This window comes from Curtobacterium sp. VKM Ac-2889 (genome assembly GCF_015350855.1).
Taxonomy (GTDB): Bacteria; Actinomycetota; Actinomycetes; order Actinomycetales; family Microbacteriaceae; genus Curtobacterium; species Curtobacterium poinsettiae.
On the sequence record NZ_JADKSC010000004.1, the window covers coordinates 319,993 to 337,703 of the forward strand.

The window sequence follows — 17,711 nt, forward strand, 5'->3', positions numbered from 1 at the left end:
CAGTCCACCGCTCGTTCGTTTCGCCGCCGTACCGCGTCCGTATCGGCTGGGTTACGCCAGCTGCCCCGGCCCTGCGGCACCCGAATGTCCCGGTCAGCGCGGCTGCGCGTCCGGGCCGCTCCGCCATTCCGCCAGGCGCTGTCCCCACTGACCGCGCCGGATTGTGAGAGCGCCGTTTCCGGAAGTCGCCTCGGATGGGTCCGGCGTGTTTCGCCCCGCCGTCGCCGGCCCGTCACCGCCCGGATCCGCCCCTGCACGCGGGTCGGTGGCGCAGTCGTCCGCCCCGGATCCGTGGGGCGGACGACCCTCCGCGGCGGGCGCCGCAGGTGGCCTAACACCAGCGAAACAAACGCCTAACAGGACCGTTACCGGGCGACCCTCTGTCGGCACCCCGCGGCCGTTACATTCGCATCAGCCCCACTGCAGCGGCCGGCGTCACCGGCGATCCGCCACACGTCGGCCCCGCCCCGATCCGATGCCCCGCTGCCCGTCCCCGGCTCCCTGCACGCTCCACCCCGCGCCGCGGGGCCTTCGGCGTCCCCGCCGCCCGTCCCCGCACCGGTTCCCCGTCCCCGCACCTTCCCTGCTCCACCCGTCCAGGAGGTCCCCGACCGATGTCGTCCCCCGCACCGTCCCGAACGCGTCCGTCCCGTCCCGTGCTCCTCACCGCCGCGATCTCCGGCGTGCTCTTCCTGTCCGCGTGCTCCGCCACCTCGACCGCGTCGACGAGCTCCGGTGACGTCACCGCCGGCGTCGAGCACGCCACGAGCCAGATCGAGGCAGCCAGCGTCGACCCGGCGTTCACCTTCGAGGGCGCGCGCTTCGACATGTCGGGGATCGCCGGCAAGACGATCTTCAACATCCCGAACTCGTCAGCGGTCCCGTTCATCACCGCGGTCGACGAGGCCGGCGAGAAGGTCGCCGAGCAGTACGGCGCCGAGTGGATCGAGTACACGAACCAGGGCACACCCACCGAGCACTCCGCCGGCATCGACCAGGCGATCAGCCGCGGAGCCGACATCATCGTGCTGGCGCAGGGTGTCAACGGCGAGCTGATCGTCCCGGCGCTGAAGCGTGCGAAGGCAGCGGGCATCCCCGTGCTGATCAGCCACACCTACCAGACCGGGCAAGCGCTGCCGGACCAGCTGCAGGGGCTCGTGGCCGCACAGGTGACCGCCCCGTTCCACGAAGCCGCGAAGCTCAACGCCGACTGGGCCATCAAGGAGACCAAGGGTCAGGGCGACGTCCTCATCATCACGTCGTCCGAGGTGCCCCCGTCCGACGGCATCGTCACGGCGATGCAGGACGAGTTCGAGGCGCAGTGCGACGGCTGCAAGGTGAAGGTGACCAACGTCCCCGTCGCCGACTGGGCGACGAAGATCTCGTCGACGGTGCAGTCCGCCGTGCAGTCCGACCCGAACCTCGACTACGTCCTGCCGGTCTACGACTCGATGACGCTCTACGTCGAGGCCGGTGTGACCGCTGCCGGCAAGACCGGCCAGGTGTTCACCTCGTCGTACAACGGCACCCCCGCGGTGCTCAGGATCCTGCAGGAGGGCAGCGTCCTCACGATGGACATCGGCGAGAACATGGAGTGGCTCGCCTACGCGACGCTCGACCAGGCCGGCCGTGTCCTGACCGGCACGCCGATCATCGAGGACGGCGACGAGAAGACCCCGCTCAAGGTCTTCACGAAGGACAACGTCGACGCGACCGGCACGCCGCCGGCGCCGAGCAAGGGCTACGGCGACGCGTACAAGACCGGGTACGAAGCGATCTGGGGCGCGGCCGAGTGACCGCCACCCGGGAGGCACGGCTCGGCTCCGCATCGTCGGCTGCGGTCGTCGGCACGGGTGCGGACACCGCGCCGGTCCTGCGGATCAGCGGGCTCACGAAGCGCTTTGGCGGGCTGACCGCACTCGACGACGTCGACCTCGAGGTCCTGCCGGGCCAGGTGCACGCGCTGCTCGGCGAGAACGGCTCCGGCAAGTCGACCCTCATCAAGGTCCTGTCCGGCACCTACGCGCCGGAACCGGGCGCGACGATCGAGGTCCGTGGCGCCCGGCTGCCACTACCGGTGCCTCCCGGGTACTTCCGCCGTGTGGGGATCAGCTTCGTCCACCAGGACCTCGCACTCGTCCCCTCGCTCGGTGTGACCGAGAACCTGCGGCTCGCGACCGTGGTGGCCGGGCGTGGACCCTTCGTCCGCTGGGGCGCCGAGCACCGTGCCGCGGCCGAGCTGTTCGCGCGGTACGGGGTCGACATCGACCCACGGGCCCGGATCGACGAACTCACCGACACCCAGAAGGCGCTCGTCGCGATCCTGCGGGCCGTCGCCGAGCTGGGCGACGACCGGGCGCTCATCGTGCTCGACGAGCCGACGGTCTTCCTGCCGAAGGAGGACGCCGACCTGCTCTTCCGGGTCGTGCAGGACCTGGTCGCGGACGGCCGCACCTCGGCGCTGCTGGTGTCGCACGACATGTCCGAGGTCCTCGAACACGCCGACCGTGTCACCGTCCTGCGGGCCGGCCGGGTCCAGGCGCACCGGGACACCGCCACGACGACGGCGGACGAGCTCGTCTCCCTCATCGTCGGACGCGGACTGGACGGTCCCGCCGCCAGGACTCCGCGCCCGGCGACCACCGGCGACGCCGTCGTGACGGTGCGGGACCTGCGGGTCGGCGTCGTCGACGGTCTGTCGTTCGACGTGGCGGACGGCGAGGTCGTCGGCATCACCGGGCTCGCCGGCTCCGGTGTCGAGGACGTGCTGCCCGGCCTGTACGGGGCACGCCCCGCGACGGGCTCGCTCACCGTGCGGCGCGACGGGGCGACACCCGCTCCGGTCGACCTGAAGCGCGTGACGCCCGGTTCGTCGATCGCCCGCGGCGTCGTCTACGTCCCCGCCGACCGCAAGCGCGAGGGCGGGACGCTCACCCTGTCCGTCGAGCAGAACGTCACGCTCCCCGTCCTCGGGAAGCTCCGCGGGCTGCTCGGCCTCTCGCCCGCGCGGGAACGCGCCCACGTCGCGGGACTCGTCCGCGACTACGACGTCCGACCAGCCGACCCGGCCGCCCTGTTCGGCACGCTGTCCGGCGGCAACCAGCAGAAGGCCGTCCTGGCCAAGTGGATGCAGGACGCCCCGAGGCTCGTGCTGCTGCAGGAGCCGACCCAGGGCATCGATGTCGGGGCACGCGCCGCGATCTTCTCGATGCTCCGCCGGAGCGCCGAGCAGGGCGTGACCATCGTCTGCGCCTCCACCGACTACGACCAGCTCGCGCAGGTCTGCGACCGCGTCGTCGTCCTCGCCCAGGGTCGCGTGCACGACGTGCTGACCGACGACCGCGTCGACCGCGACGTCATCGCGGCCGCGGTCGTGGCGAGCCTCGTCGACCGAGATGCCCAGGCGTCACCCACCGGGTCCCCGTCCCCCGCGGGCTCGTCCTCCCCCGATGCCTCCTCCGCAGTCAAGGAGAACGCCTGATGTCCACAACCGCCGACCCCGTCCTCGAGACCTCGATCGTCCGTCCGACCCGCCCGCGCTTCTCGTGGGGACACACCGAGCGGTACGCGCTGCTCGGTGCCTGGGTCGTCATCGTCATCGCGTTCAGCATCGCGCTGCCCGACACGTACCCGACCCTCGGCAACCTGCAGAACATCCTCGGGTCCCAGTCGGTGCTGCTCATCCTGGCGCTCGGGTTCCTGTTCCCGCTCACCGCCGGTGAGTTCGACCTGTCCGGCGCCTCGACGATGTCGCTCTCCGCGATGACCATCGCCGTGCTCAACGCGAAGATGGACGTCCCGCTCGTGCCCGCGATCGCCGCCGGTCTGGTCATCGGCGTCGTCGTGGGCCTGGTCAACGGGCTGCTGACCGTCGGGTTCCGCATCGACTCGTTCATCGTCACCCTCGGCACGTCGACCTTCATGATCGGGATCATCCAGTGGATGAGCGTGTCGTCCTCGGTGACGGGCATCGACCCGGCGCTCGTGCAGGCCACGGTCGGGTGGCGCGGGCTCGCAGGCCTGCCGCTCGCGTTCGTCTACGGCCTGATCGCCACGGTCGTCGTCCTGGTCGTCCTGAGCGCCACCCCGGTCGGCCGACGGCTGCTGTTCGTCGGTACCGGCCGCACCGTCGCGGAACTCTCCGGGCTGAACGTCCGACGGCTCCGGGTCGGTGCGTTCGTGGGCGCCGGCTTCACCGCCGCGGTGGCCGGGGTCGTCTACGCCGGCACCCTCGGCGGCGCCGACCCGTCGAGCGGACAGTCGTTCCTGCTCCCCGCGTTCGCCGCCTGCTACCTCGGTGCGACCGCGATCGTCCCGGGGCGCTTCAACGCGATCGGCACGTTCATCGCCGTGTACTTCCTGTTCTCCGGCGTGGTCGGTCTGCAGATGCTCGGCGCCGACAACTTCGTGCAGCAGCTCTTCTACGGCGGCGCCCTCATCGTCGCCGTCGCCGTCTCGCAGACCATCCGGCGGCACTCCGTCGCGACCGCCGCCAAGGCCGCCGCGAAGCGTCCCTGACCCTGCTCCCCCTTCGACACCCACCACAGAAAGCGAGTTCCCCATGGACATCGGAGTCTTCATCCCGATCGGCAGCAACGGCTGGCTCATCTCCACCACGTCGCCCCAGTACAAGCCGTCGTTCGACCTGAACCTCGAGATCGTGCAGAAAGCCGAGGCGTACGGCTTCGACTTCGCCCTGTCGATGATCAAGCTGCGCGGCTTCGGCGGCCCGAGCGGCTTCTGGGACGAGAACCTCGAGTCCTTCACCCTGATGGCCGGTCTCGCCGCCCGCACCGAACGGATCCGCCTGTTCGCGACGACCGCGGTCCTCACCATCCCGCCGGCGATCGCGGCACGCATGGCGGCGACCGTCGACTCGATCTCGCACGGCCGCTTCGGGCTGAACCTGGTCGCCGGGTGGCAGAAGGCGGAGTACGACCAGATGGGCCTGTGGCCGGGCGACGAGGTGCACTTCAAGCGTCGCTACGCGTACCAGACCGAGTACATGCAGGTGATGAAGGAGCTGTGGGAGACCGGCCGGAGCGACTTCCACGGCGAGTACTTCCAGATGGACGACTGCCGGATGCTGCCGCGGCCGACGTCGCACATCCCGATCGTCTCGGCCGGTCAGTCGTCCCAGGGCATGGCGTTCGCCGCGGAGTACTCGGACTACAACTTCTCGATGGGCGTCGGTGTGAACACCCCGACCGCCTACGCCGAACAGAACCAGGCCCTGCTCGAGGCACGCGAGAAGACCGGCCGTGACGTCGGCTCCTACGTGCTCTTCATGGTGATCGCCGACGAGACCGACGAGGCCGCCCAGGCGAAGTGGGAGCGGTACAGCGACGGGGTCGACGTCGAGGCGATCGCCTGGATGACCGGCCAGGCGCTCACCGATGCCGAGGGCGAGGACGGCAACACGGCCAAGCGGATCTCGCTGCCCGAGGGGGCCGTGAACATGAACATGGGTACGCTCGTCGGCTCCTACGAGCACGTCGCCGCGATGCTCGACGAAGCCGCCGCCGTCGAGGGCACCAAGGGCATCATGCTGGTGTTCGACGACTTCCTGCAGGGGATGGACGACTTCGGCACCCGCATCCAGCCGCTGATTCGCACCCGCGAGGGCGTCGCGTCCGCTGCTCCGAGCGCGGTCACCGCATGAGCGCCGCCGCGAGCCGTCCGGTCATCGAGGTCGCGGTCGTCCAGGCCGGCGGGACCCCCGCTGACGGCGACACCGCACTCGACGAACTCATCACCCTGTTCGAGCAGGCCGCGGAGGGTGCCGACCTGGTCGTGTTCCCCGAGCTCTGCACCACGCCCTACTTCTGCGGCGTGGTCAACGACAGCCGGAAGTCCTGGGCACAGCCCGTCCCCGGTCCGGCGACCGCCCGCTTCGCGAGCACGGCGAAGCGGCTGGGCACCGCCGTCGCCTTCGGTCTCTACGAGGACGCGGGCGACGCGCAGTACAACAGCGCGGTGTTCATCGACGCCGACGGCACGCTCGTGCACGGCACCGACGTGCACGGCGACCGCGTGGCGTCGTACCGCAAGACGTCGATCCCGACGAACGCGATCTCCGACGTCGACGAGAAGCACTACTTCGCCGCCGGTTCCGGACCGGTCGTGTTCGACGCGCTCGGCACCCGCTTCGGCATGCTCATCTGCTACGACCGGAGCTTCCCCGAGTACTGGCTCGCGTCACGTGCCGCCGGGGCCGAGGTGATGCTCGTGCTCGTGTCGTCGATGGGCTTCCGCGAGACCCTGTTCACCCAGGAACTGCAGGTCCGCGCGCTCGAGACGCAGACGTGGGTCCTCGCCCCGAACCGCGGCGGCGAAGAGACCGTCGACGGCAAGACCGTCAGCTACTTCGGTCGGTCCTCGGTCGTCTCACCACGGGGTGACCTGGTCGTCTCGGCCCCCGCCCACCAGGCGGGACCGATCATCCAGGCCACCATCGACGTCGGCGAGGTCGCGGCAGCCCGCCGGGACTTCCCGCTCGGACATGACCGGCAGCCCGGGGTGTTCCGGTACCTCGCCGACGCCCACGCAGCGGCGGCGGTCCCCGCGTGACGGACGTCGCCGCCCTGGTCCGCGGCACCATCGCACCGCAGCTCGACCGCGCGCTGGCCGCGAGTCGCGCGAACCCGTTGCCCGCGGCTCCGTCGGCGCTGCCCGCGGAACCGGCTCACAGCGCGCAGCTGTTCGGCCGGCTCCTCGGCGCGGCGATCGACGGGGCCCCGGCGCCGACCGCTGCCGGTCCGGACGACGACCTGGCGGTGTGCCGGGCTGCCACCGACCCCGCTGGCGCCTCGGTCGTCGAACTCCTCGCCGCGTACCGGTCCGGCACCACGACCCCTTCCGAGGTCCTCGCCGCACTCGCCCCGCACTGGACGAGCGACGACGTCTGGTCCGATGCCGTCCTGCGCCTGGTGCAGGGGGCCGAGGAAGCCGCCGCCGAGTCCACCCGCCGCTGGGCGGACGACGACGCCCGACCGCTCGAGGGGATCCCGTTCGCGGTGAAGGACATCATCGACGTCGCGGGGACGATCGTCACGAGCGGCTCGCTCCAGACCGGTGACCGTGTGGCCCCGAAGGACGCCACCGTCGTGGCTCGGCTCCGCTCCGCCGGCGCGATCCCGGTGTTCACGGCGGCCACCACCGAGTTCGCCTGCGGCGGGCCGCACAACGCCCGGTACGGCGCCGTGCGGAACCCGTGGGACCCCGAGCGCTGGACCGGTGGCTCCTCGACCGGGTCGGGTTCGGCGCTGGCCGCCCGGATCGTCCCGCTCGCGCTCGGGTCCGACACCGGCGGATCGATCCGCGTCCCGTCCGCCCTCTGCGGGACCACGGGGATCAAGCCGACGTACGGCCTCGTGCCGCGCACCGGGGTCGCGAGCCTGTCGTGGACGCTCGACCACGTCGGCCCGATGGCACGCTCGGCCGAGGACCTCACCCTCGTCCTGGCGGTCATCGCCGGCTCCGACGGCGAGGACCCGACGACGTTTGCCACCGTGCCGCTCATCGAGGCCGCGCCCGAACGGGTCGAGGGGCTCCGGATCGGGGTCCCGCTCGACTGGTTCACCGAACGCGTCGACCGCGCGGTGCTCGACGCACACGCCGCGGCGGTCGAGCGCTTCCGCGAGCTCGGCGCGACACTCGTGCCGATCGAGTTCGACGACCTGGAGTCGATCGACTCCGAGTGCTGGACGGTGTTCTCCGGGGAGCTCGCCGCGAACCAGGAGGCCAACGCCGACACGGCCGACCTGTTCGACGCCGGCACCCGCGCGCGGTTCGACGTCTCGTTCCTGCCGACCGCGGCGGACTACCTCCGGGCACTCCGCCGTCGCCCGCTCGTGCAGGCCGCGATGGTCGCGCGGATGGACGAGGCCGGCGTGGACGTGGTGCTCACCCCCGGGATCGGCGCCACCGCCCCGCGACTCGACGACCTGACGATGTCGGTCGACGGCGAGCGGTTCAACCTGCACGACGTCATCCCCCGGAACACCCGGCTGTTCGACTACGTCGGGTTCCCCGCGCTGATGATGCCGGCGGGCACCGCGCCGGACGGCCTGCCCGTCGGCGTGCAGCTCGTCGCGCGGCCGTGGGACGACCGCCTCGTGCTGTCCGCGGCCGCCGCCTTCCAGCGGGTCACGACGCACCACCGCCTGGTGCCGCCGTCGTCCGCCGTGCGAGGGCCGACCGATCGGTAGCCGCACCATCGACGAGGGCGCCGCCCGGCGACGCGCCTGGCAAGTGCTCTGCGCGTCGAGCCTGAGCGTCGTCCTCGTCTTCATCTCCTCGAGCGCGCTCCTCATCGCGCTCCCCGACGTCAGCCGTGACCTCGACGCCAGCGCCGTGCAGTCCAGCTGGGTGCTCCTCAGCTACATGCTCACCACGACCACCCTCATCCTGGTCTTCGGGCGCATCGCCGACCTCGTCGGTCGGCGCCGTCTGTACATCGCCGGCATCCTCGTCTTCCTGCTCGCCTCCCTCGCCTGCGGCTTCGCCCCGGACGCCGCGGTGCTGCTCGGTGCCCGACTCGTGCAGGGCGTGGGGGCGGCAGCGATCGTCACCAACACGACCGCGCTGCTCACCGATGTCTTCCCGGAGTCGATCCTGTCGCTCGGCCTCGGCCTGAACGCCACCGTCGCCGCGGTGGGCCAGGTCATCGGGCCCGTCGTGGGCGGGCTGGTCGCCGAGTCGTTCGGGTGGCGGTGGATCTTCCTCGCCGGCGTGCCGATCTCACTGGCCGGACTCATCTGGTCGCTCCGGCTGATCCCGCACAGCACGCGTCCCCCTTCCGGCGAGCGCCTCGACGTGCCGGGGTCAGTCCTGTCCGTCACGGCCGTCGGGCTGCTCGTCGGTGCGGTCTCGACCGGCGGCTCGATCGGCTGGTCGGCCGTGCCCGTCGTCGCGATGACCGCCGGCGCGGTCGTGCTCGGCGGTGTGTTCGTGTGGACGCAACGCCGGGTCGCGCACCCCCTCGTCGACCCGGCGATCTTCCGCGACCGCACCACCATCACCCTGTTCTCCGCCGCCGGGCTGTGCGCCCTGTCCAGCTACGCACTGGTCCTGCTGGCGTCGCTGTCGTTCCAGGCCGTCGACGGCAAGGACGCTGTCGACGCCGCGCTCTGGGTGCTGCCCACGCCCATCGGCACGACGGTCGCAGCGGTGAGCGCGGGCTTCCTCGCCCGTCGGGTCGCCGCGCGGACGCTGTCGACCATCGGCATGCTCCTGATCGCGCTCGGCGCCGCGGTGCTCGCGGTGTCCCTCGCCGACGGCGACGCCTACGCCGTCACCGCCACCGGCCTCGGCGCCGTCGGGGTCGGCACGGGCGTGTTCATGACGCCGAGCACGTCGGCACTGATGACCCGCGTCCCGGAGCACCGCCGCGGCATCGCGAACGCCATCCGGTCGGCCCTGCAGAACGCCGGCTTCCTGTTCTCGACGGCACTCGGCCTCGCGATCGCGACGGGCGGCCTGTCCGCGGCGCAGGCGGCCGCGGCCTACGACGGCAGCCTGCTCAGCCTGCCGTCCGGCGACGTCCAGGTGTTCGTCGACGGCGTCCGCGCCGCGGCGCTGACGTTCGCCGGCTGCGCGGCCCTGGGGGCGCTCATCGTCGCGTTCGGTCCGTTCGGGCCTCCCGACCGGGAGGCGCCACTCCGACCCGACAGGTCGGGTCCCCTCCCCGAGCCGGGGGCGTCCACGTGACCGTCCTCACCCTGGCAACGACCACCCACGACGGAAGCAGGACACCATGACCGACGACCACCAGGACTACGCGGCAGCCGGCTTCACCGGCACGCTGCAGCCAGGACGACGCGCTGCGCTCGTCGTCGTCGACCCGGTCCGCGCGTACGTGGACCCCGAGTGCGGGCTCTACGCGGGGGTCGAGGAACCCGTCGAACGGATGCGGGAGCTCACGACCGCCGCTCGGGCAGCCGGGGTGCACGTGGCGATCACCACGATGGCGCTCTCGGCCGACGGGTCCAACGCCGGCGTGTTCTTCCGCAAGGTGCCGGCACTCGCCGCGTACCTGCCGGGTGCGTCCACGGGGGCGTTCGTCGACGGGCTCGAACCCCTCGACGGCGACACCGTGGTGCCCAAGCAGTACCCGAGCGCGTTCTTCGGCACGTCCCTGGCCGCCGACCTCGTCGCCCGCGGCGTCGACACGCTCTTCATCGCGGGGCTGTCGACGAGCGGGTGCATCCGCGCGACCGCCACGGACGCCATGCAGCACGGCTTCGTCCCGATCGTCGTGCGCGAAGCCGTCGGCGACCGGTTGCCGAGCGTGCACGAGGCGAACCTGTTCGACATCGCCGCCAAGATCGGCGAGGTCTGGGCCATGGACCGGGTCCTCGAGCACTGGGACGCGGCATGAGCACCACGACGCGCATCGAGGCGCAGGTCCGGGGCCGGCCGCGCAGCGCTGCCGTCGGCGAGTCCGTGTACACCGCGTGCGTCGAGATCCTGGCCCAGGGCGACCCCCGCGCGTTCACGATCCGGGCCGTCGCCGACGCGGCCGGCGTGGGTGCGGCGACGATCTACCGGCGGTGGTCGAGCAAGGAGGTCCTGCTCACCGAGACCGTGATCCGGCTGATGGAGGAGCACATCCCGACGGTGCAGGATGCTCCCATCACCGCGGGTGTCCTGGGCCTCACCCGGGGATGGGTGCACGCCCTCGTCGCGACGCCGGTCGGTCGGGCGCTCCCGCTCATCGTGGAGACCGCGTCGCACGAGCCGCGGGTCGCCGAGGCCGTGGCCGAGTGGCACCTGGACCGGCGGCTCTGGGTGAACGCGATGCTGCAGCGGGCGATGGACGCCGGCGACCTGCGACCGGACGTCGACCTCGGCATCGCCGTGGACCTGCTCGGCGGGCCGACGTTCTACCGACGTGTGTTCGTCTCGCTCGACATCCAGGCGCCCGACTACCCGGTGCGGCTGGCCCGGGAGTTCCTGCGGTGGGCCGGTTGGACCGGTGACCTGTCGACGGTGGGGGTGGCCTCGTGACCGGGACCGTGCCGGAGGGGTTCGCCCCGTCCGCTGCCTGGACCGACATGGGGGTCGGGACGACTCCGTCGGCACCGGGTCACTGGATCGGGTTCAACCGACGCTCCGACGCGGCCCGCCAGGTGTCCGACCTGATCCGGGCCGACATCGTCGCGGGGCGGTTCACCGGTCCGCTGCCGTACGAGTGGGAGCTGCTCGACCTGTACGGCACGACGCGGAACGTCCTGCGGGCTGCCCTCGCGTTGCTCAAGGAACAACGGCTGCTCACCCGTGCGCCGCGATCGGGCACGTTCGGTGTGCGGCCCGTCGCCTCGGTGAGCCTGGCCCGCACGTCCGACGAGGTCACGATCTACGGCGAGACGGCCGGGGGCAGCGTGTTCGAGTCGCCCCGGCTCAGCATCGTGCACCTGTGCGTGCAGCAGGTGACCGCGCCGGAGACCGTCCGGCGGAACCTGGAGATGACCGGCAGCAGCGCCTTCTTCGTCGAGAGCCTCATCTCGTTCGACGGCGAACCGAGCCGGGTCCGGACGAGCTGGGTCCCGCACGAGCGCTTCCCCGACCTGGTCGCCGAACCGCTCACCGAGTACGTGCCGGACGTGCTCGTCAGGAAGGCCGGCGCGCGGCCGGAGGCACGACGGTTGCTCCTGAGCACCGTGAACGCCGACCAGTGGACGGCCGACCTGCTCGACATCGATCCCGGCCAGGCGATCTTCCACATCGAACGGTTGATGTGCCTGGCCGACGGGACACCCGTCGAGTACGGGTTCTCGCGGTACCGCGGCGACCGGGCGGTGATCGACTCCCGGATCACGTGAGGCACGGGCGGGGATCCTCAGTCCGTGCGCACCGAGAAGACGTCGCCCGGCTGGCAGCCGAGCACCTCGCACAGTCGGGTGAGGGTGGAGAACCGGATCGCGCGGGCCCGGTTGTTCTTGAGCACCGAGAGGTTGACGACGGTCACACCGACGCGGTCGGCGAGCTCGGTCAGGGTCATCCCCTGCGCGGCCAGCAGATCGTCGAGGTGACAGACGACCGCGTGGCCGTCCTCCTGTTCCGGGGGCATCAGACCAGCCCGGCCTGGTCCCGCACCATCCGCTGCGAGGCGGTGAGCGCGAACCGGAAGCAGACGACGACGAGCAGGCCGAGGTACACGGGCAGGAACTGGTGATCGACCACCGGCGTGGGCAGGTACCCGTCCCAGCCGAGCCCGGACACGACCCAGTTCCACCCCATCCGGCGGACGAACGACGGCAGGAACCCGGCGGCCAGCACCGCGCCGGCGAGCCAGTCGAGGATCCGGGTGGTCGAGCGGTCGAAGAGCCCGCCGCGCGAGATCTTCCAGGCCACCGCCGCCACCAGGGCGATCAGGACGCTGACGAGCAGGACCTCGAGGGCGTCGCCGACGCGGATGCACCCGATCGCACCACCCGGCACGTCGGCGACCGGCGCCCGGAGCACGAGCTGGTCGGACGTCACCGTCGCGCCACCCGGGGGCTGCGGGATGGCCCTCGTCTCACGCATCCGGATCGGCACCGCCACCGTGCCCGAGGTGATCGACTGGACGAGCTGTTCGACGTACCGCCAGACGACGAACACGATGCCGATGGCGCACGAAACGACGTAGGCCAAGTAGGAGTTCCGCCCGCGGGGCGGTTCGTAGACGGGTGTGGTCATGGCTGCTTCCCCTGTCGATCATCGATACCATCGAATTTCGATGCAACGATAAACGATGGGTCCGGCTCGGGCAAGCCCCTACAGCAGCCCGAACGCCGCCTGCACGCCGAGGCTCGTCCCCGCCACCAGGACCCAGAGCGCGATGCCGAGCAGCATCGGACGGAACCCGGCACGTCGCAGCGCCGCGAAGTCCGTCGAGCAGCCGATCGCGGCGAGCGCCACCGTGATGAGGAACGAGGCGGCGGTCGCGAACCCCGGTGCCACGGACGCGGGCAGGACCCCGACCGTCCGGAGCAGCACCACCACGAGGAACCCGATCAGGAACCACGGCACCAAGCGGAACACGCGGAATCCGCGGCCCGACCCCGAGGCGGGGGCGAGTTGCTCGCGGGAGGCGCGGCGGGCCTCCAGTCCGGCCAGTCCGATGACGATCGGGATGATCATCAGGGTGCGCACCAGCTTCACGACGACCGCGGTGTCGGTCGCCTGGCGACCGTAGACGGTCGCGGTGGCGACGACGGACGACGTGTCGTTCACGGCGGTGCCCGCGAAGACGCCGAAGGCGTGCTGGCTGAGGCCGAGGGCGTGCCCGAGCAGCGGGAAGGCGAAGACGGCGGCGATGTTGCAGAGGAAGATCGTGGACATCGCGTAGGCGACGTCGGCGCTCACCGCGCCGATGACCGGCGTGACGGCGGCGATCGCCGAGGCGCCGCAGATGCCGGTCCCGACGCCGATCAGGGTGCGGAGCGCGCCCGACACCCGGAGCAGTCGACCGATCCCCCACGCGGCCACCAGGCAGACGACGAGCGTCGCGAGCATCACCGGCAGGGTCTCACCGCCGATGCGCAGCACCTCGCCGATGGACAGCTGCGCGCCGAGCAGGACCACCGCGAACTGCAGCACCCGGCTGGACGAGAACTTCACCCCGGGGGCGAGCACCGCGAGTGTGCCACCGGTGCGACGCCGGACGAGCCACCCCACCACGGCACCGATCAGGACGGCGGGGACGGGGCCGCCGACCACCGGGACGACCCGGCCGACCAGGGTGGCGACGATGCCGATCGCGACGGCGAGGGCGACACCGGGGGCGGCTGCACGGACGGACTGCATGAGGACAGCATGTCGTGCCGGCAGATGCCGCGCTCGCGGAACGGGCGTCACCGCGACGGGCAGCGCCCGATCGTCACTGAGCGGGCGGGGTGTCACCCGTCATGTCGACGCGGCCGGTCTCGTCGTTCCAGGTGAAGGTGGCCGTGGTGCGGCCGGAGGGTGCTGCGTTCGGTTCGCCCGCCTTCGCGAACTTGTAGGTCACCGTCACGGCCGACTCGCTCCGTCGTTCGATGGTCGGCTCGAAGGCGTACTGCTCGGCAGTGGCGGTGCCGAGGTACCGGCCTTCGTGGAACAGCAGGATCGCGTACGGGGAGCCGGCTGTGGCGAACTCGGGTTCGACCACGGACCAGGACAGCGGCGCGCAGGCGTCGTAGCCGGAGTAGTCGGCGTTCGCGGCGTCCCACTTCGCGTCCTCGAGTCCGGCGGGCAGCGGCAGGGCCGCGATGCCCGCGGCAGCAGCCTCGGCGCCGCTCGTCGGCCCGCAGGTCGGGGTCGGGGTCGGCGTCGGCGTGCTCGCGGCGTCGGAGGGCGGGGCGGTGACGGTCTCGGTCACGGTCGGGGTCGCCGCGCTGCCGTCCGCCCCGTCCGCGCCGGAGCACCCCGTCAGCAGTGCGGCCAGGGTCGCAGTGGTCAGGATCAGGGCGGTTCTCGTCAGGCGCATCCCTCCACGCTGCCTGCGCCGCCGAACGGTCGCCCGCATCGTTACCGGGATGTGTCCCTCCGGACGCTGCAGCGGTGTGCCTGTGGCGTCCGCCGGCGTGCTGCCACACTGCTCCCATGCGGGGGATGCACCAGGGGACCGTCCGGGTCGAGGTCCGGGACGACCAGATCGACGGACCACACGGGCCGGTCCCCGTCCGTCGGTACCGACCGGCCGATCCGAGCGCCAGCACGGGAGCCCCGACCCTGGTCTGGGTCCACGGCGGCGGGTTCTTCCGGGGCGACCTCGAACTGCCCGAGTCCGACGCCGTCGCACGGGCACTCGCCGAGCGCGGGCTGCCGGTCGTGACCGTCGGCTACCGCCTCGGACCGCTGCCCGGGCTGCCCTGGCTCGGCCGGGGTGGACCACGTGGGCGACGACGGGCACCGCACGCGCGGGACGAGATCGTCGCCGTCCTCCACCACCTGCAGGACGAGGCACCCTCGGGTCTGCTGCTCGGCGGGGCGAGCGCCGGTGCGTGCTTGGCGGCCTCCGCGGTCGCGACCGCCCCGGCACTGGTCGGCCTCGTGCTGACCTACGGGTTCTTCCACGCCCGACTCCCCCGCGACCGGGCGGTGCGGCGACTCGTCCGCGGACACCGGTGGTTCACGCACGCCCCGGTGCTGTTGGACCTGAGCAACCGGGCGTACGCGGGCGGCCACCCCGCTGCGGTCTACCCGGCGTCCGACGACCTCACCCGGTTCCCTCGCACCCTGATGGTCGACGCCGAGCGGGACGTGATGCGCGGGTCGGGGGAACGCTTCGCGGGCGAGCTCGAGCACGCGGGCGTCCCCGTCGAACGTCACGTCCTGCCGGACAGCCGTCACGCGTTCCTCAACCGACCCGGCACGCGGGACTTCGACGACGCGATCGACCGCATCGCCGCGTGGGCGGATCGGACACCCGACCACCGGACGCCCGACCACCACACGCCCATCCGCTGAGCGCTCTTCCACGGACGAACGGCGGACATCGGGGAACGCCGCGCCCGAGGCGGACGTACTCTGGGAACGGAAGCAACGGCGGTTCCGAATCCCCTTCGCCACGCTTCCCCCGTGGCGCCTCACCTCCGTGACGAAGAGTTCCATCGTGACCGAACACCTCATCGAGTACGTCGCCCGCGACCGCACGGGCATCACCGCCGTCGTGACACCGACCGGTGTCATCGACGTGGACACCGTGATCCAGCACATCCGCGCCGGCCACGCGGGGTACTACGTGGCTGCCGACTCGTGGAAGCGTGCGCCGGTCCGGAGCATGTCGTTCATCGGCGGGACCTACCTGTTCGCGAACTGGGACGGCTCGAAGCGGAACATGCTGCACGACCTGGCGTTCCGGTCGCCGACCCGCTCGATCGAGACGATCCACGAGCCGGAGTCCCGGTTCTCGCGGTTCCTCGACGCACTGTTCGGCAAGCGGACGCCGCAGCGCTGACCCTCGGCAACCGGCCCGTGGGAGCATTGCCGGAAAGACAGAAGGGGGAGCACATGCTCGCACGAGAGGTGTCCGAGAAGCGGTTCCGGCCGACCAAGTTCCGCGACGGGTACGACCAGCGCCAGGTCGATGCGTTCCTCGACCGGATCCAGGCCACCCTGACCGGGTACGAGCAGCGGCGGCCCGTCGACCCGCTCACGCCGGAACAGGTCATGGATGTGCGGTTCCAGCCGACGAAGTTCCGCGAGGGGTACGACCAGGGGCAGGTCGACGACTTCCTCGACGAGGTCGTCGTCGCACTGCGCCAGCACGGCGCCCGCTGAAACGGTCACCGGCGGTGCAGGTGACCGCCTGGAGGCGCGGCGTGCGTCACGGACGCAGGTCGCGCCTCCAGGCGGTCGCGTCGGTCAGCGGACCGACTTGATGGGCAGGATCACCAGGGCACCCAGGATGACGGCGACGCCGGCACCCCAGAGCATGAGCGTGTAGTTCTGGCCGCCACCGATGCCGAGCAGGAACAGGCCGACGGCGGGGGCGAGTGACTGCGGCAACGCGTTCGCGATGTTGATGACGCCGAGGTCCTTGCCAGGGCGCTCCGGGTCGGGCAGCACGTCGACGACCAGGGCCGTGTCGATGGCGGCGTAGATGCCGAAGGCGAAGCCCAGGACGATCTCGGCGAAGTAGAACCCGCCGACCGTGTCGACGTGGGCCAGGATCACCAGACCGACGGCGGTCATGGCCGTCGAGCCCCAGACGAAGACCTTGCGACGTTGGATCCGGTCGGACACCCAGCCGGAGACCGCTGCGCTGACGAGCAGGGCGATCGTGTACAGGAGCACGCCGAACGCGACGACCCCGACCGCCTCGCCCTGCGGGAGCCCGATGCGGTCCTGCATGTACAGGAGTCGGTACGTCGTGAACATGAACGTGCCGAAGGTGATGAGGAAGCGGCCCCACCAGGCGAGCCCGAAGTCGCGGTGCTTGATCGGGTTCGTCCAGAACGAGCTGATCAGGTTGACCCAGCTGAAGGGCTTGACCGGAGTCGTCGGCAGGTCGTCACGGGCGACGAACGAGTAGACGAGGACCGCGACGATCGCCAGGACACCCGGTGCGATGAACAGGACCGGCAGGTTGCCGACCAGGTACACGGCCAGGTAGAGCCCGGCGAGGATCGCGATGTTCTGCGCCAGCGCGATGACGCTCGAGGCCTTGCCGCGCTGGAACTCCGGCACGTTGTCGGCGAAGCTCGCCGTCAGGGTCGAGAGCACCGCGTTGGCAGAGACCTGCGCGAGCACCCAGGCCAGGGTGAGCTGCAGCACGTCGGGCGAGAACGCGAGCCAGGCGAGGGATCCGACGAAGACCACGACGCCGCCGACCATCCACGGGCGACGACGACCCCACCGCGTTCGGGTGCGGTCGGAGAGCGCACCGAACAGCGGGTTGGCGAACAGGGCACCGAGCGCTCCGAACGGCAGGACCGAGCCTACGACGGTCTCGGGGCTCGTCGGGTTCAGCTCCGTGGCCTTGATCGACATGCTCACGAAGACGGGGGTGAGCAGGGCGACGAACAGGCCGAACTGGGCGAAGCTCAGGCCCCAGAGGTACCCGCGACCCACCCGGACGGTGCTGACGGACTGTGTGATGCCCTCGACCGAGAACGCTCGGGACGCAGCAGCGTCCGTGGCGGTGGCTCCGGCGGCTGCGGTGACCGCGGGGGACGCGGTCCCGGCGATGCCGCGGGTGGGTTCTTCCTTCGACGACGGTGTCGACATGACTCCTCCTC

General features: G+C 71.5%; 17 protein-coding genes and 2 pseudogenes. 14 read left to right on the top strand and 5 right to left on the bottom strand.

The annotated features are described in order from the left end of the window. Nucleotides 1-614 precede the first annotated feature (614 nt). The 10 genes from ITJ50_RS14640 to ITJ50_RS14685 are packed head-to-tail and all read left to right on the top strand — an operon-like array spanning nucleotide 615 to nucleotide 11,825. Nucleotides 615-1,796 carry a sugar ABC transporter substrate-binding protein gene (locus ITJ50_RS14640; protein WP_228515721.1) on the top strand — a complete coding sequence of 394 codons (1,182 nt, stop codon included), beginning with the start codon at nucleotides 615-617 and terminating at the stop codon, nucleotides 1,794-1,796. Further along, nucleotides 1,793-3,481, top strand: a complete 1,689-nt coding sequence (locus ITJ50_RS14645) for a sugar ABC transporter ATP-binding protein (RefSeq protein ID WP_194590787.1) — start codon at nucleotides 1,793-1,795, stop codon at nucleotides 3,479-3,481. The genes ITJ50_RS14640 and ITJ50_RS14645 overlap by 4 nt, the downstream gene beginning before the upstream one ends. Beyond that, nucleotides 3,481-4,518, top strand: coding sequence for an ABC transporter permease (locus tag ITJ50_RS14650; protein ID WP_159556892.1), 1,038 nt, complete (start codon nucleotides 3,481-3,483; stop codon nucleotides 4,516-4,518). Before ITJ50_RS14645 ends, ITJ50_RS14650 begins: the two co-directional genes overlap by 1 nt. Nucleotides 4,519-4,561: 43 nt before the next feature. After that, nucleotides 4,562-5,662 (top strand): pyrimidine utilization protein A, encoded by a 1,101-nt coding sequence (gene rutA / locus ITJ50_RS14655; RefSeq protein ID WP_194590788.1) that lies wholly within the window; start codon nucleotides 4,562-4,564, stop codon nucleotides 5,660-5,662. Further along, nucleotides 5,659-6,570 carry a carbon-nitrogen hydrolase family protein gene (locus ITJ50_RS14660; protein ID WP_194590789.1) on the top strand — a complete coding sequence of 304 codons (912 nt, stop codon included), beginning with the start codon at nucleotides 5,659-5,661 and terminating at the stop codon, nucleotides 6,568-6,570. The genes rutA and ITJ50_RS14660 overlap by 4 nt, the downstream gene beginning before the upstream one ends. Further along, a complete protein-coding gene (locus tag ITJ50_RS14665; RefSeq protein ID WP_194590790.1) occupies nucleotides 6,567-8,210 on the top strand; it encodes an amidase in 1,644 nt (547 codons plus the stop codon). Before ITJ50_RS14660 ends, ITJ50_RS14665 begins: the two co-directional genes overlap by 4 nt. Before the next feature lie 43 nt (nucleotides 8,211-8,253). Beyond that, on the top strand, nucleotides 8,254-9,711 hold the full coding sequence (locus ITJ50_RS14670; RefSeq protein ID WP_194590791.1) for an MFS transporter: 1,458 nt from the start codon (nucleotides 8,254-8,256) through the stop codon (nucleotides 9,709-9,711). Nucleotides 9,712-9,757: 46 nt separating this feature from the next. Then, the gene (locus ITJ50_RS14675; RefSeq protein ID WP_194590792.1) at nucleotides 9,758-10,381 is read left to right on the top strand and encodes an isochorismatase family protein; all 624 of its coding nucleotides are present in this window, start codon (nucleotides 9,758-9,760) and stop codon (nucleotides 10,379-10,381) included. Continuing rightward, nucleotides 10,378-11,010: a TetR/AcrR family transcriptional regulator gene (locus tag ITJ50_RS14680; protein ID WP_194590793.1), complete on the top strand. Its 633-nt coding sequence runs from the start codon at nucleotides 10,378-10,380 to the stop codon at nucleotides 11,008-11,010. The genes ITJ50_RS14675 and ITJ50_RS14680 overlap by 4 nt, the downstream gene beginning before the upstream one ends. Continuing rightward, complete coding sequence (locus ITJ50_RS14685) at nucleotides 11,007-11,825, top strand: GntR family transcriptional regulator (protein WP_017886848.1); 819 nt, start codon at nucleotides 11,007-11,009, stop codon at nucleotides 11,823-11,825. The genes ITJ50_RS14680 and ITJ50_RS14685 overlap by 4 nt, the downstream gene beginning before the upstream one ends. A 17-nt stretch (nucleotides 11,826-11,842) precedes the next feature. On the opposite strand, the gene ITJ50_RS14690 is transcribed toward ITJ50_RS14685, so the two are convergent. From ITJ50_RS14690 to ITJ50_RS14705, 4 genes are all read right to left on the bottom strand, one after another. Then, nucleotides 11,843-12,073 (bottom strand): helix-turn-helix domain-containing protein, encoded by a 231-nt coding sequence (locus tag ITJ50_RS14690; RefSeq protein ID WP_056070008.1) that lies wholly within the window; start codon nucleotides 12,071-12,073, stop codon nucleotides 11,843-11,845. After that, nucleotides 12,073-12,684: a hypothetical protein gene (locus ITJ50_RS14695; RefSeq protein WP_056070005.1), complete on the bottom strand. Its 612-nt coding sequence runs from the start codon at nucleotides 12,682-12,684 to the stop codon at nucleotides 12,073-12,075. Before ITJ50_RS14695 ends, ITJ50_RS14690 begins: the two co-directional genes overlap by 1 nt. 78 nt (nucleotides 12,685-12,762) lie before the next feature. Further along, nucleotides 12,763-13,794, bottom strand: coding sequence for a YeiH family protein (locus tag ITJ50_RS14700; protein ID WP_017886851.1), 1,032 nt, complete (start codon nucleotides 13,792-13,794; stop codon nucleotides 12,763-12,765). Between the two features lie 73 nt (nucleotides 13,795-13,867). Continuing rightward, nucleotides 13,868-14,455, bottom strand: coding sequence for an LppP/LprE family lipoprotein (locus ITJ50_RS14705; RefSeq protein ID WP_140448778.1), 588 nt, complete (start codon nucleotides 14,453-14,455; stop codon nucleotides 13,868-13,870). Between the two features lie 125 nt (nucleotides 14,456-14,580). On the opposite strand from ITJ50_RS14705, the gene ITJ50_RS14710 reads away from it, so the two are divergent. The 4 genes and pseudogenes from ITJ50_RS14710 to ITJ50_RS17565 all read left to right on the top strand — a co-directional run. Continuing rightward, complete coding sequence (locus ITJ50_RS14710; RefSeq protein WP_194590794.1) at nucleotides 14,581-15,438, top strand: alpha/beta hydrolase; 858 nt, start codon at nucleotides 14,581-14,583, stop codon at nucleotides 15,436-15,438. Between the two features lie 145 nt (nucleotides 15,439-15,583). Continuing rightward, entirely contained in the window at nucleotides 15,584-15,928 is a 345-nt protein-coding gene (locus ITJ50_RS14715) for a hypothetical protein (RefSeq protein ID WP_056069993.1), read from the top strand. 53 nt (nucleotides 15,929-15,981) lie between these two features. Next, nucleotides 15,982-16,077, top strand: a pseudogene (locus ITJ50_RS17560) (DivIVA domain-containing protein); the annotation flags it as partial. Nucleotides 16,078-16,086: 9 nt separating this feature from the next. Further along, nucleotides 16,087-16,236, top strand: a pseudogene (locus ITJ50_RS17565) (DivIVA domain-containing protein); the annotation flags it as partial. A gap of 99 nt (nucleotides 16,237-16,335) precedes the next feature. On the opposite strand, the gene ITJ50_RS14725 reads toward ITJ50_RS17565, so the two are convergent. Continuing rightward, nucleotides 16,336-17,700, bottom strand: coding sequence for an MFS transporter (locus ITJ50_RS14725; RefSeq protein ID WP_052481922.1), 1,365 nt, complete (start codon nucleotides 17,698-17,700; stop codon nucleotides 16,336-16,338). Nucleotides 17,701-17,711: the final 11 nt, after the last annotated feature.

Excerpts from the sequence above, each read along its gene's own strand:
- rutA (WP_194590788.1), top strand. The coding sequence starts at position 4,562 with ATGGACATCGGAGTCTTCATCCCGATCGGCAGCAACGGCTGGCTCATC.
- ITJ50_RS14705 (WP_140448778.1), bottom strand. The coding sequence starts at position 14,455 with ATGCGCCTGACGAGAACCGCCCTGATCCTGACCACTGCGACCCTGGCC.
- ITJ50_RS14640 (WP_228515721.1), top strand. The coding sequence starts at position 615 with ATGTCGTCCCCCGCACCGTCCCGAACGCGTCCGTCCCGTCCCGTGCTC.
- ITJ50_RS14650 (WP_159556892.1), top strand. The coding sequence starts at position 3,481 with ATGTCCACAACCGCCGACCCCGTCCTCGAGACCTCGATCGTCCGTCCG.
- ITJ50_RS14700 (WP_017886851.1), bottom strand. The coding sequence starts at position 13,794 with ATGCAGTCCGTCCGTGCAGCCGCCCCCGGTGTCGCCCTCGCCGTCGCG.
- ITJ50_RS14710 (WP_194590794.1), top strand. The coding sequence starts at position 14,581 with ATGCACCAGGGGACCGTCCGGGTCGAGGTCCGGGACGACCAGATCGAC.
- ITJ50_RS14660 (WP_194590789.1), top strand. The coding sequence starts at position 5,659 with ATGAGCGCCGCCGCGAGCCGTCCGGTCATCGAGGTCGCGGTCGTCCAG.
- ITJ50_RS14695 (WP_056070005.1), bottom strand. The coding sequence starts at position 12,684 with ATGACCACACCCGTCTACGAACCGCCCCGCGGGCGGAACTCCTACTTG.
- ITJ50_RS14725 (WP_052481922.1), bottom strand. The coding sequence starts at position 17,700 with ATGTCGACACCGTCGTCGAAGGAAGAACCCACCCGCGGCATCGCCGGG.
- ITJ50_RS14690 (WP_056070008.1), bottom strand. The coding sequence starts at position 12,073 with ATGCCCCCGGAACAGGAGGACGGCCACGCGGTCGTCTGTCACCTCGAC.
- ITJ50_RS14675 (WP_194590792.1), top strand. The coding sequence starts at position 9,758 with ATGACCGACGACCACCAGGACTACGCGGCAGCCGGCTTCACCGGCACG.
- ITJ50_RS14680 (WP_194590793.1), top strand. The coding sequence starts at position 10,378 with ATGAGCACCACGACGCGCATCGAGGCGCAGGTCCGGGGCCGGCCGCGC.